Raw genomic sequence first — 11,170 nt, forward strand, 5'->3', positions numbered from 1 at the left:
CATGTTCGTTACGAACTTGTTCGCAGCGAACATGTTCGTTAGTGTGACGGCATGACAGAAACCCCCCGCTCCCGCCGAGAACGCCCCGCCAAGCCGGCGCTCAGCCGGGAGGGCATCGTCGCGGCCGCGGTCGCGGTCCTGCGGGCCGAAGGGCTGCGGAAGGTGACCATGCGGCGGCTGGCCCAGGAGCTCGACACCGGTCCCGCCTCGCTGTACGTCTACGTCCGCAACACCGACGAGCTGCACGCGGCCGTCCTCGACGAGCTGCTCGGCACCGTCGGATCCGCCCCGTCCGGGGGCGGCTGGCGCGAGCGGCTGGAACGGGTGCTCACCGACTGCACACGGATGCTCCTGGACCACCCGGACCTCGCCCGCTCGGCGCTGACCGCCCGGCCGAGCGGCCCGCACTACCTGAACCTGATCGAGACGCTGCTCGCCCTGCTCGCCGAGGGCGGGGTCCCGCGCGACCGGGCCGCCTGGGGCGTCGACCTGCTCCTCCAGCACGCCACCGCGACCGCCGCCGAGCACGCCGGCGAGAAGTCCCCCGGCGACTGGCAGGCACTGGACAGCGCTCTTCGCGGGGCGTCCGAGGACACCCATCCGCACATCGCCGCGTCCGCCGGGGAGCTGCTGTCCGGCGCCCCGGAGGCCCGCATGTCCTGGGCCTTCCGGGCGCTGATCGACGGCATCCGGCGCACCGCCGTACCCGACTGACCCCGAGCCCCTGAGGAGACCACCATGACCATCCCCCACCACCCCGTCGCCGTCGTCGGCGCCGGACTCGGCGGCCTCGCGCTCGCCCGGGTGCTGCATGTGCACGGCATCGAGGCGGCCGTCTTCGACGCGGACGCCTCACCGGCCGCGCGCACACAGGGCGGCATGCTCGACATCCACGACGACTCCGGCCAGGAGGCGCTGCGCGCGGCCGGGCTGCACGAGGCGTTCCTGACCCGGGTGCACCCCGGCGGCCAGGCCCTGCGGGTCCTCGGCCAGGACGGCACCGTCCACCTGGAGGAGTCCGACGACGACACCGGTGGGCGCCCCGAGATCGACCGCGGCGAGCTGCGCGACCTGCTGCTGGACTCCCTGCCGGAGGGCACCCTCCGCTGGGGCGCGCAGGTGACCGGCGCTCGCCGGCTCGGCGACGGCCGGCACGAGGTGGCGCTCGCGGACGGCGGCGCCTTCACCACCGGTCTGCTGATCGGCGCGGACGGCGCCTGGTCCCGCGTCCGCCACCTGCTCTCCCCCGCGCGGCCCGCGTACACCGGAGTGTCGTTCGTCGAGGCGGACCTGCTGGACGCCGATGCCCGGCATCTGGAGGCCGCGGGAGTGGTCGGCGGCGGCATGCTGTTCGCGCTGGGCGCGGGCCGGGGCTTCCTCGGGCACCGTGAGAGCGACGGCAGCCTGCACATATACGCCGCCGTAGAGGCGCCGGAGGACTGGCTCGACGGGATCGACTTCACCGACGCCGAGGCGGCGAAGGCGGCCGTGCTGAAGGAGTTCGACGGCTGGCACGAGAGCCTGCGGGCGCTGGTGGCGGAGGCGGACGGGGCGCTGGTGCCGCGGCGGATCCACGCCCTTCCGGTCGGCCACCGCTGGGCCCGGACGCCCGGCGTCACCCTGCTCGGCGACGCCGCGCACCTGATGTCGCCGTTCGCCGGCGAGGGCGCCAACCTGGCGCTGCTCGACGGCGCCGAGCTGGGCCTCGCCATCGCCACGCATCCCGGGGACACGGAGGCCGCGCTCGCCGCCTACGAGGAGCGGATGTTCCCGCGCGCCGAGGCGTCAGCGGCGGAGTCGGCGCGCGGCGGCGCGACGCTGTTCCGGGCCGACGCGCCGCACGGACTGCTGGCGATGTTCGCCGGCCACGACGGCTGATCCAGTCCCGGCCCGCCCGGCCCGGGCGCGCCTCAGCCGGGCCGCTCCGTGCCCGTCACCCGGGCCACGAGGTCGATCCAGCCGACCTCCAGCCGCTCCATGGGCATCCCGCACTGCCGGGTCAGATGGTGGACCTGGGCGGGATCGAGGTACGCCAGCAGGGTCAGGCAGAGCAGATCGCAGTCGGCGTCCGGCACGAGTTGCCGCAGCAGCATCGTGACGTGCGTGCGCAGTGCCTGGACCGCGGGGTGGGAGAACCGGCGGTCCGGCTCCGGCTGGGCGGCGAGCTGGAGGTCGAGCTGCTCGGCCGAGCGGTACAGCACCGCCACGCCGAACGCCCGCAACCGCTCGAGGGGCGGCGCGCCGGGGCCCAGCGGCGGGGGTCCGCAGAGGAAGTCGGCCTGGAGCCGCCTGCCCGAGTGGTCGAGCAGTGCCGTCAGCAGCCCGGTGCGGTCGCCGAAGCGGCGGAACACCGTGCCCTTGCCCACCTGGGCCGCCGCCGCCACGGCCTCCATGGTCACCCCGGCGACCCCGTGCTCGGCGATCAGCCGGGCGGCGGCCTCCAGCAGCCGGGCCCGGTTGCGGGCCGCGTCGGCGCGCAGGCAGGGCTCGCCGGGACCCGACTCGACCTCCAGCAGTTGAGGCGTGTCGTAAGGCTCCTGGGGCTTGGGGAAGGGAGGCAGGGCGGCGGACATGAAGACAGCGTAAAGCATGGGGAACAAAACTGGACCGCGGTCCGGTTAGCCTGATAGAAAAGCTAAGCGGACCTCGGTCCGGATCTTAACGGCGATGTTCCAGCCCCCTTTGGAGTACCCCCATGTCTGTTCGCATCCTCGCTCTCGTCGGCAGCCTTCGCGCCGGTTCGCACAACCGTCAGCTCGCCGAGGCGGCCGTCAAGCTCGCTCCCGAGGGCGCCGAGGTCGTGCTCTTCGAGGGCCTGGCCGAGGTCCCCTTCTACAACGAGGACATCGACGTCGAGGGCAACGTCCCGGCGCCCGCCGCCGCGCTGCGTGAGGCCGCCGGTGCCGCCGACGCCTTCCTGCTCTTCTCCCCCGAGTACAACGGCACGATGCCGGCCGTCCTGAAGAACGCCATCGACTGGCTGTCCCGCCCGTACGGCGCCGGCGCCTTCGGCGGCAAGCCCGTCGCCGTGATCGGCACCGCCTTCGGCCAGTACGGCGGCGTGTGGGCGCAGGACGACACCCGCAAGGCCGCGGGCATCGCCGGCGGCAAGGTGATCGAGGACATCAAGCTGTCCATCCCCGGCTCCGTGACCCGCTTCGCCGAGACCCACCCGGTCGACGACGCCGAGGTCGCCGCGCAGCTGACCGAGGTCGTCGCCCGCCTGCACGGCACCGTGGGCGAGGTCGCGGCCGCCTGAGCCGTACGTACCCGCGAAGGGGCCGGAACCGCTGGGTTCCGGCCCCTTGGCGTGGTCGGGCGGCCCGGAAGGGGAACCCGCCGTCCGGTGGACACCCAGGACTCGAAACAGGCGTACGGGTCATACGTGTCGCAGGGACGCTCAGCACGCGCCCCGCCGAGTCAGGTGAGGAGAAGTCATGCCCCCGGTCCAGTCCCCGTCCCCGCCGCCCCCGTTCGATCCGGAGCTCGCCGCCGTGCTGGAGCCGGCCGGTGACACGGTCCCGCCCGGCCTCACCCCGGACGAGATCCCCGGCGCCCGGCGGGGCGCGAGCAAGGAGCTGGCCGAACTGTTCGACGTCACGATGGGCGGCGCCTTCGAGGTGGAGGACCGCTCGGTGCCGGGTCCCGGGGGCGCGCCGGACGTCTCCCTCCTCATCTGCCGCCCCGCCGCCGCCCCCGCCACCCCGCTGCCGGTGATCTACCACGTGCACGGCGGAGGCATGATCCTCGGCCACAACCGGGCCGGGGTGGAGGCCCCGCTGAGCTGGGCACGGGAACTGGGCGCCGTCGTCGTCTCGGTCGAGTACCGCCTCGCGCCCGAGAACCCGCACCCGGCCCCGGTCGAGGACGTGTACGCGGGCCTGCTCTGGACGGCCGGGCACGCCAAGGAGATCGGCGGCGACCCGGACCGGATCGTGATCGCCGGGGCCAGCGCGGGCGGCGGCCTGACCGCCGCGCTCGCCCTGCTGCTGCGCGACCGCCAGGGCCCGCCGGTCATCGGCCAGCTCCTGATGTACCCGATGCTCGACGACCGCAACGACACGGTCTCCAGTCATCAGATGGCGGGCGTCGGCGTCTGGGACCGCACCGCCAACGACACCGCCTGGACGGCGCTGCTCGGCGACCGCCGGGGCGGCCCCGGCGTCTCCCCCTACGCCGCGCCCGCCCGCGCGGCGGACCTGTCCGGCCTCCCCCCGGCCTTCCTCGACGTCGGCTCCGCGGAGACCTTCCGCGACGAGGTCGTCGACTACGCCTCCCGCATCTGGGGCTGCGGCGGCGTGGCCGAACTCCACGTCTGGCCCGGCGGCTTCCACGGCTTCGACGGAGTCGCCCCGCAGGCCTCCCTGTCCAGGGCGGCGCGGGCGGCCCGGCTCGTGTGGCTGCGCAGGCTGCTTGCCGGCTGAGGGCGCGCCGGCAGTGCGCGGGCCCGTCCCGCTCGCCCGAAGATGACCGGATGTCACCTGTGCGAAAGCTGTACGACCGCCCCGGTGCTGAGGTTACCGTTCGGTAGACATCGTGTCCGCAGGCTCCCGGAGGTGCCCCGCAATGACGCCCGACCGTGCCGCAGGACTCGCGGAGTCCGCCCGCGCGCTCGCCGCCGGGGAGGTGACCTCGCGCTCGCTGGTGGAGCTGGCCCTGGCCCGGATCGAGGCCACCCGGCCGACCCTGAACGCCTTCCGGGTGGTGCGCGCCGAGGCCGCGCTCGCCGAAGCGGACGCCGCCGACCGGGAGTTGGCGGCCGGAGTGCGCCGCCCGCTGCTCGGGGTGCCGGTGGCGGTCAAGGACGACATGGACGTGGCGGGCGAGCCCACCGCCTTCGGCTGCCGGGGCGAGTTCCCGCCGGCCGCGGCGGACGGGGAGGCGGTACGGCGGCTGCGGGCTGCCGGGGCGGTGATCGTCGGCAAGACCAACACCTGTGAGCTGGGGCAGTGGCCGTTCACCGAGGGGCCGGCGTTCGGGGAGACCCGTAACCCGTGGCACACAGGACACACGCCCGGCGGCTCGTCCGGCGGCTCGGCGGCCGCGGTCGCCGCCGGCCTGGTACCGGCCGCGCTCGGCTCGGACGGCGCGGGATCGGTGCGGATCCCGGCCTCCTGGACCCATCTGATCGGGATCAAGCCACAGCGCGGGCGCATCTCGACCTGGCCGCGCGGCGAGGCCTTCCACGGCATCACGGTGAACGGCACGCTGGCCCGCACGGTCGCCGACGCGGCCCTGCTGCTGGACGCGGCCAGCGGCAACCACGCCGGGGATCCGCACCGGCCGCCGGCGCTCGCGGTGTCGGAGGCGGTCGGCCGCGATCCCGGCCGGCTGCGCATCGCGCTGTCGCTGAAGCCCCCGTTCACCGCCGTACCCGCCCGCCTGCGCCCCGAGGTGCGGACCCGCGTCCTCGAACTGGCGGAGAGACTGGCCGCGTTGGGGCACACCGTGGAGGAGGCCGACCCGCCTTACGGGCAGATCGGGCTGGCCTTCGTACCGCGGGCCACCGCAGGGATCGCCGACTACGTCCGCGAGGCCCCCGACCTGGCGCTGCTCGATCCGCGCACCCGGGGCGCGGCCCGGCTGGGCCGGCTGCTCGGCGGCGCCCCGCTGCGGGCCGCCCGGCGCGCGGAGGCGGTCCTGCACCGGCGGATCGGCGCCTTCTTCGACTCGTACGACGTGCTGCTCGCCCCGACGACGGCCGCTCCCCCGCCCGCGATCGGCGCCCTCTCGGGGCTCGGCGGGCTGGCCACCGACCGCGCCATGATCGCCGCCTGTCCGTACGCCTGGCCCTGGAACGTCCTCGGCTGGCCCGGCGTCAACGTGCCCGCCGGGTTCGTCGGTCAGGGCCTGCCCGTGGGCGCCCAGTTGCTCGGGCCCGCCGCCAGTGAGCCGCTGCTGGTCTCCGTCGCCGCCCAGCTGGAGTCGGAGCTGCGCTGGCACGAGCTGTGGCCGCCGGTGGCGGAGCCGGACGCCCGGGTGGCCTGACGGCCGGCGCGCGCGAGCGGTTCGGGCGGACGGGCCCGAACCGCCCGGAGGCGGAAGCGCGTTCCGCCCGTACCCTGTGACCATGGACGACGCGTCGATGGTCGGGCTCATGGGACGGGTGACGGGAACGATCGGGCCCGGTCTGGTCGGTGAGGTGATCGTCCGGGTGCGCGGCGGCGCCGAGCACTTCCTCGCGTACGCCGCCGACGGCACGGGCCGCCTGGAGCGGGGCACGGTGGTGATGGTGGTGGAGCACCTGCCGCCGAGGACGGTGTACGTCACCGCCGCCTACGACAGTTGAGCGTACGGCGCCCCAGGTGAGGGGCGTATGCATCAAGATTGCGACAAGGACGCGCCGATGTCTTCTCGGTGCGTCGCCGCGGGCGCACACTCCCTTCGTTCGGTGCCGAAAGGGCACCATGCAAAGGGGGCGAATGCCGATGGTCGTCGGCGTCGTTGCGGGAGCGGTCGTCGTTGCCGTTCTCGTGCTGATCGGGTTGTTCAAGATGATGTGGCGGGTCGCCGAGCCGAACGAGGCGCTCGTCATCTCCGGGTCCAAGCACCGCACCGAGGGACTCGAGGAGGGCATGGGATTCCGCATCGTCACCGGGCGCGGCACGCTGGTGCTGCCCGGTGTGCAGGCGGTGCGCAAGCTCTCCCTGGATCTGAACGAGACCGAGCTGCAGGTGGACTGCGTGACCCACCAGGGCATTCCGCTGAAGGTGCGGGGCGTGGTCATCTTCAAGGTGGGCGACGACTTCGTGTCGATCGCGAACGCGGCCCGCCGTTTCCTGGACCAGCAGAGGCTGATGTCGGAGCGGGTGCACAACGTCTTCGCAGGTCATCTGCGTTCCATCGTGGGTGGGTTGACCGTCGAGGACATGATCCGCGACCGGGAGAAGCTGACCGGCCAGACCCGGGCGGCGTGCGGTACGGAGATGGAGAAGCTCGGCCTGATCGTCGACTCGCTGCAGATCCACGAGATCGAGGACCCGACCGGGTACATCCAGAACCTGGCCATGCCGCACGCGGCGGCGGTGCAGCGGGACGCGCGCATCGCGCAGGCCGAGGCCAACCGGATGGCCACCGAGGCGGAGCAGCAGTCGTTCGCCCGGATGGCGGAGGCCACCCGGGACAGCGAGATCCTGCAGGCCGGCTACCAGGCCGAGCGGGACAAGGCGGGGGCGAAGGCCCGCCAGGCCGGTCCGCTCGCCGACGCGGCCGCCCGGCAGGAGGTCGTCGTCCAGGAGACCCGGGTCGCCGAACTCGAGGCGCACCGGCGCGAGCAGCAACTCCAGGCGGACGTCCGCAAGCCGGCCGACGCCCAGGCGTACGAGAAGCGGACGCTGGCCGAGGCCGAGCGCGACGCGCGGATCTCGGCGGCCCAGGCCAAGGCGAAGGAGACTGAACTCGCGGCGGCCGCCGAGGCCACCCGGGTCAAGACGGCCGCGGGTGCCGAGGCCGAGGCCACCAAGACCCGGGGCGCGGCCTCGGCCTCGGCGACCCGGGCCACCGGTGAGGCGGAGGCCGCCGCCTCTCAGGCCAGGGGTCTCGCCGAGGCGGAGGCGACCAAGGCGAAGGGCCTCGCGGAGGCGGAGGCCATCAAGGCGCGGGCCGCCGCCCTGGCGGAGAACCAGGAGGCCGTCGTCGCGCAGCAACTCGCCGAGAACTGGCCGGAGATCGTCCAGGCGGGCGCGTCCGCGTTCGGCAACGTGGACAACATGGTGCTGCTCAACGGTGCCGACGGCATGGCCGAGTTGTTCGCCAAGGCGCTCACCATGGGCGGCACCGGCCTCGGCCTCGCCCGCCAGCTGCTCTCGTCGATGAACCCCAACGGGCCCGGCACGCAGGGCACTTCACCGTCGCTCAACGGGGCGGTGCCGCCCGCGCCGCAGAAGGTGCCGGTGGAGCAGGAGGGTTAGCGGTCCCGCTCGGGGCCGTCGGCGGCCGGGGTCCCTCACCAGGGGCCCCGGCCGCCGCGTCGCCCCTGTCATCCCCTGAGCAGCGCGACGCCCAGGGCGAACAGGGCCACGACCTTCGCCAACTCCAGGGCCACGTACCAGAGGTGGCCGCGGGAGCGGGGCAGGTCCTCGCCCGCGAGCACCCGGTCGGACCTGCGGTTGAGGCGCGGCCGGACGACGGCGAGCTGGGCGGCGAGCAGTACGGCGGCGGCCGCGGTCAGCCCCACGGCCCCGGCGGTGGCGCCGCCCATGGCGACGGCGGCGATCACGACCACGGCCAGGGCGGTCTCGACCGCGTTCAGGGCCCGGAAGACGAGCCGGCCGATGCCCAGGCCGATGGGTATGGTCACGCCCGGCGCGCGGAACTTCAGTGGCGCCTCCAGGAAGGAGATCGCCAGCACCATTCCGAGCCAGACGAACACCACCGCACTCGCGGTGGCGGCCGACGCGGTGTTCATCGGGGGGTTGCCTCTCTCTGCTCTGCGGCGGTCGCCCTGCCCAGGTGGGCGAGGCAGGAGTCGGGTTCGGCGAAGGGTTCCAGGACGGTGGCGGTCAGCGGCGCGCCGAGCCCGGTCAACGCGCCCTGCATCAGGCCGAGATGGAGCGGGCACACCAACCGGCCGTACTCCTCGGCGAGTTCCAGGAAGGGACAGTGCCGCAACCGGATCCGGGCCGGCGGCCCGTCGGGTCCGGGCGCGCCCTCCGGTCGCGGGGCGAAGCCCATGTCGTCCAGCAGGCCGACGAGCCGGGCCGCCGAGCGCTCGGCGGTCGGCCGCTCGAAGGGCGGCAGCGGGTCCACCAGGAACCGGCCCCAGGCCCGGCCGGTCTCCACCGCCTCCGCGCGCGCCTCGGCGGGGTCGGCGGACGCCCAGCGGCTGAGCAGCATCCTCGCCAGCAGCGGATAGCCGCGCCCACCGCCGCGGTCCATGCCGGGCCGCGCGCTGTAGGCGGTACGGGGCCGGCCGGGCCCCGAGGGCGCCTGGGTGCCGCTCTCGACCAGTCCCTCGGCCACCAGCGCGTCCAGGTGGAAACGCACGGTGTTGGGGTGGACGCCCATCCGCTCGGCCACCGCCGCCACCCCGAGCGGTGCCGGGGCGGCCCGCAGCACGTCCAGCACCTCCTGGCGGCGCGGGCTCTGTCGTGCGGTCATGGCCGATCACCCACTTCCACCTGCGCGTATTTTTCACGAAACCTACCTGGAGTAATTGTAGGGTGGGTCGTGGAAGCCGAGACAGCGAGGGGTACGCATGACGCCGTCGTCCGAGACCGGTTCCGGCTGGAGCGCGGGGCCGGACCCGCGCGTCCTGTGCGACGCCCGTGCCCTGGCCGCCGATCCGCCGGTCCCGTCGGGAGTGCTGTGGAAGCTGGCCGAGGGCGGACGCCAGCTCGACGCCAACGTCGTCCGGCTCGCCCCGGGTGCCCGTGTCGACACGCACACCGAGCCGAACCTGGACGTGCTGGTCCTGGTCGTCTCCGGGAACGGTGTGCTCGGCAAGGGCGCCCGTGACGAACCCGAGCCGCTCGCCGAGGGCGCCCTGCTGTGGCTGCCGCACGGCTCCACGCGCAGCATCACCGCCGGCGCCTCGGGCCTCGCCTACCTGACCGTGCACCGCCGCCGGCCCGGCATGCAGATCCAGTCGCGCGGCGGCGCACCCGCGTGACGCGCCTGGCGCGCCTGGCCCAGGCGATCATGTACTCCACCGCGGCCCGGGCCGGGAACTCCCCCGCCGCGCGATCCCGTTCGCCGTGGCCCGCAGCCCGCCCGGCGCGGGCCCCACGGTCCCGACGTGCTCACGACAGGCCCTAGGGTGCTCTCCGTGAGCACGCCTACCGATGAGAACGTCCCGGGGCGCTTCGGCCCCCACGCCACCACCGAGGCCGACCCGCGCGGGGCCGGCCGGGTGCGTACCGAGTACTCTCCCGCCCACGACGGCGACCCCGACCCGGGCGAGATCGTGTGGACCTGGGTGCCGTTCGAGGAGAACGACGGCCGCGGCAAGGACCGGCCGGTGCTGGTGGTCGCCCGGGAGACGGCGGGCACCTTCCTCGCCGTCCAGTTGTCCAGCAAGCGGCACGACGGCGACCGTGAGTGGGTGGCGATCGGCGGCGGCCCCTGGGACCGCTCGGGCCGTGACTCGTGGGTGGACGTGGACCGCGTACTGAGGCTGCACGAGGACGGCATGCGCCGGGAGGCGTGCGCGCTGGACCGGATGCGCTTCAATCTCGTCCGGCAGCGGCTGCACGAGCGGTACGGCTGGACCTGACGACCCCTGGCCGGTGACCTCACGGTCCTGGCCGGTGACCCGACGGTGCCTCAATGGCGACCTGACGGTCCATGGCCGGTGAGCGGACGCGCGCGCTCCGGGAACGCTCGCGCGAAGGCCTCCCGGACGGTGGACCCCGGGGTGCGGTCCAGGATGCCGAACACCACGTGCTCGAACGTTCGCGCGAACCGCCCACCGGCTCCGAGCAGCGCCCGGAAGGCCTCGGCGACCTGTGCCGGGTCGTTCTGGAACACGCCGCAGCCCCAGGCGCCGAGCACCAGCCGCCGGTACCCCTGGGCGGCGGCGGTCTCCAGGACACGCTCGGCCCGCCGGGCGAGGGCGGCCGGCAGTTCACCGGCCCGCTCGGGGGCCGTACGCCGTACCACACCCGCGTTCGGAGCGGCCGCCGTGAGGAACCCCGCACGGCACGGCCGCTGAAGAAGCGCGCCGCGGTCGTCGCGGAACACCGGCACGGCCGGGGAGTGAATCACCCGATCGGTGTAGAACGGGTCGCGGTGGGCGCGGTGGTGGTCGTAGAACGCGCGGGCCTCGAGCAGGCAGGTGTACAACGCCGAGGCGCGGCACAGGGCCTCCTCCTGGGCCTGGGCGCCGTTCAGGTAGCCGCCGCCCGGATTGCGGGCCGAGGCGAAGTTCAGGACGGCGACCGGCGCGTCGGCCAGCCGGCGGGCGGCCTCCGTGCTGCTCTCACCCGTGACCTCGAAGACGGGCTCGGCGTCCGCGGCCACGGACACCGGTACCGGCCCGGGTCCGTACAGCCGGGTGCCCGCCCGGGCGGCCGCGACGGCGGCCGCCAGCGGCACCTCCCGGCCGTCGGGTGCGCGGTACGCCCCCGCCGCCACGATCCGTTCGGTCTCCGCTGCCACACCGCGCAGGCGCGCGCTCACGGCGCCACCCCCGTGGGCGCCGCGACCGCGGCCCGCGCGGTCTCCCCCGTCG

Annotated in this window: 13 protein-coding genes; 9 read left to right on the forward strand and 4 right to left on the reverse strand. The window is 74.6% G+C overall.

What is annotated here, in order from left to right; genetic code table 11:
• Window positions 1-51 precede the first annotated feature (51 nt).
• Both ACFVVO_RS16955 and ACFVVO_RS16960 read left to right on the forward strand, forming a co-directional pair.
• Window positions 52-714, forward strand: coding sequence for a TetR/AcrR family transcriptional regulator (locus ACFVVO_RS16955; RefSeq protein ID WP_390055633.1), 663 nt, complete (start codon window positions 52-54; stop codon window positions 712-714).
• Window positions 715-738: 24 nt separating this feature from the next.
• The gene (locus ACFVVO_RS16960) at window positions 739-1,878 is read left to right on the forward strand and encodes an FAD-dependent oxidoreductase (RefSeq protein WP_390055634.1); all 1,140 of its coding nucleotides are present in this window, start codon (window positions 739-741) and stop codon (window positions 1,876-1,878) included.
• 32 nt (window positions 1,879-1,910) lie between these two features.
• On the opposite strand, the gene ACFVVO_RS16965 is transcribed toward ACFVVO_RS16960, so the two are convergent.
• Complete coding sequence (locus tag ACFVVO_RS16965; protein WP_390055636.1) at window positions 1,911-2,591, reverse strand: TetR/AcrR family transcriptional regulator; 681 nt, start codon at window positions 2,589-2,591, stop codon at window positions 1,911-1,913.
• Between the two features lie 104 nt (window positions 2,592-2,695).
• Here ACFVVO_RS16965 and ACFVVO_RS16970 point away from each other — a divergent pair, with 104 nt between their 5' ends.
• The 5 genes from ACFVVO_RS16970 (at window position 2,696) to ACFVVO_RS16990 (ending at window position 7,910) form a co-directional block, all read left to right on the forward strand.
• Window positions 2,696-3,259: an NAD(P)H-dependent oxidoreductase gene (locus ACFVVO_RS16970; RefSeq protein ID WP_390055638.1), complete on the forward strand. Its 564-nt coding sequence runs from the start codon at window positions 2,696-2,698 to the stop codon at window positions 3,257-3,259.
• Between the two features lie 178 nt (window positions 3,260-3,437).
• Window positions 3,438-4,424, forward strand: a complete 987-nt coding sequence (locus ACFVVO_RS16975; protein WP_390055640.1) for an alpha/beta hydrolase — start codon at window positions 3,438-3,440, stop codon at window positions 4,422-4,424.
• 142 nt (window positions 4,425-4,566) lie between these two features.
• The gene (locus tag ACFVVO_RS16980) at window positions 4,567-5,988 is read left to right on the forward strand and encodes an amidase (protein WP_390055642.1); all 1,422 of its coding nucleotides are present in this window, start codon (window positions 4,567-4,569) and stop codon (window positions 5,986-5,988) included.
• A gap of 82 nt (window positions 5,989-6,070) precedes the next feature.
• Window positions 6,071-6,289 carry a hypothetical protein gene (locus tag ACFVVO_RS16985; protein WP_199212964.1) on the forward strand — a complete coding sequence of 73 codons (219 nt, stop codon included), beginning with the start codon at window positions 6,071-6,073 and terminating at the stop codon, window positions 6,287-6,289.
• Window positions 6,290-6,422: 133 nt separating this feature from the next.
• Window positions 6,423-7,910 (forward strand): flotillin family protein, encoded by a 1,488-nt coding sequence (locus tag ACFVVO_RS16990; RefSeq protein ID WP_390055644.1) that lies wholly within the window; start codon window positions 6,423-6,425, stop codon window positions 7,908-7,910.
• Between the two features lie 68 nt (window positions 7,911-7,978).
• Here the strand turns inward: ACFVVO_RS16990 and ACFVVO_RS16995 are convergent, their stop codons facing one another.
• A complete protein-coding gene (locus ACFVVO_RS16995) occupies window positions 7,979-8,407 on the reverse strand; it encodes a hypothetical protein (protein ID WP_390055646.1) in 429 nt (142 codons plus the stop codon).
• Window positions 8,404-9,099, reverse strand: coding sequence for a helix-turn-helix transcriptional regulator (locus ACFVVO_RS17000; protein ID WP_390055648.1), 696 nt, complete (start codon window positions 9,097-9,099; stop codon window positions 8,404-8,406). Before ACFVVO_RS17000 ends, ACFVVO_RS16995 begins: the two co-directional genes overlap by 4 nt.
• A 97-nt stretch (window positions 9,100-9,196) precedes the next feature.
• Here ACFVVO_RS17000 and ACFVVO_RS17005 point away from each other — a divergent pair, with 97 nt between their 5' ends.
• Together ACFVVO_RS17005 and ACFVVO_RS17010 are read left to right on the forward strand one after the other, a co-directional pair.
• Window positions 9,197-9,610 carry a cupin domain-containing protein gene (locus ACFVVO_RS17005; RefSeq protein WP_390055650.1) on the forward strand — a complete coding sequence of 138 codons (414 nt, stop codon included), beginning with the start codon at window positions 9,197-9,199 and terminating at the stop codon, window positions 9,608-9,610.
• A gap of 156 nt (window positions 9,611-9,766) precedes the next feature.
• Window positions 9,767-10,213, forward strand: coding sequence for a type II toxin-antitoxin system PemK/MazF family toxin (locus ACFVVO_RS17010; protein ID WP_390055652.1), 447 nt, complete (start codon window positions 9,767-9,769; stop codon window positions 10,211-10,213).
• A 50-nt stretch (window positions 10,214-10,263) separates the two neighbouring features.
• Here the strand turns inward: ACFVVO_RS17010 and ACFVVO_RS17015 are convergent, their stop codons facing one another.
• Window positions 10,264-11,118: a TIGR02452 family protein gene (locus tag ACFVVO_RS17015; RefSeq protein ID WP_390055653.1), complete on the reverse strand. Its 855-nt coding sequence runs from the start codon at window positions 11,116-11,118 to the stop codon at window positions 10,264-10,266.
• Window positions 11,119-11,170: the final 52 nt, after the last annotated feature.

It is taken from the genome of Streptomyces sp. NPDC058145 (assembly GCF_042884245.1).
Lineage (GTDB): Bacteria > Actinomycetota > Actinomycetes > Streptomycetales > Streptomycetaceae > Streptomyces.

Excerpts from the sequence above, each read along its gene's own strand:
- ACFVVO_RS16980 (WP_390055642.1), top strand. The coding sequence starts at position 4,567 with ATGACGCCCGACCGTGCCGCAGGACTCGCGGAGTCCGCCCGCGCGCTC.
- ACFVVO_RS16990 (WP_390055644.1), top strand. The coding sequence starts at position 6,423 with ATGCCGATGGTCGTCGGCGTCGTTGCGGGAGCGGTCGTCGTTGCCGTT.
- ACFVVO_RS17005 (WP_390055650.1), top strand. The coding sequence starts at position 9,197 with ATGACGCCGTCGTCCGAGACCGGTTCCGGCTGGAGCGCGGGGCCGGAC.
- ACFVVO_RS16965 (WP_390055636.1), bottom strand. The coding sequence starts at position 2,591 with ATGCTTTACGCTGTCTTCATGTCCGCCGCCCTGCCTCCCTTCCCCAAG.
- ACFVVO_RS16975 (WP_390055640.1), top strand. The coding sequence starts at position 3,438 with ATGCCCCCGGTCCAGTCCCCGTCCCCGCCGCCCCCGTTCGATCCGGAG.
- ACFVVO_RS16970 (WP_390055638.1), top strand. The coding sequence starts at position 2,696 with ATGTCTGTTCGCATCCTCGCTCTCGTCGGCAGCCTTCGCGCCGGTTCG.
- ACFVVO_RS16955 (WP_390055633.1), top strand. The coding sequence starts at position 52 with ATGACAGAAACCCCCCGCTCCCGCCGAGAACGCCCCGCCAAGCCGGCG.
- ACFVVO_RS16985 (WP_199212964.1), top strand. The coding sequence starts at position 6,071 with ATGGACGACGCGTCGATGGTCGGGCTCATGGGACGGGTGACGGGAACG.
- ACFVVO_RS17000 (WP_390055648.1), bottom strand. The coding sequence starts at position 9,099 with ATGACCGCACGACAGAGCCCGCGCCGCCAGGAGGTGCTGGACGTGCTG.
- ACFVVO_RS16995 (WP_390055646.1), bottom strand. The coding sequence starts at position 8,407 with ATGAACACCGCGTCGGCCGCCACCGCGAGTGCGGTGGTGTTCGTCTGG.
- ACFVVO_RS16960 (WP_390055634.1), top strand. The coding sequence starts at position 739 with ATGACCATCCCCCACCACCCCGTCGCCGTCGTCGGCGCCGGACTCGGC.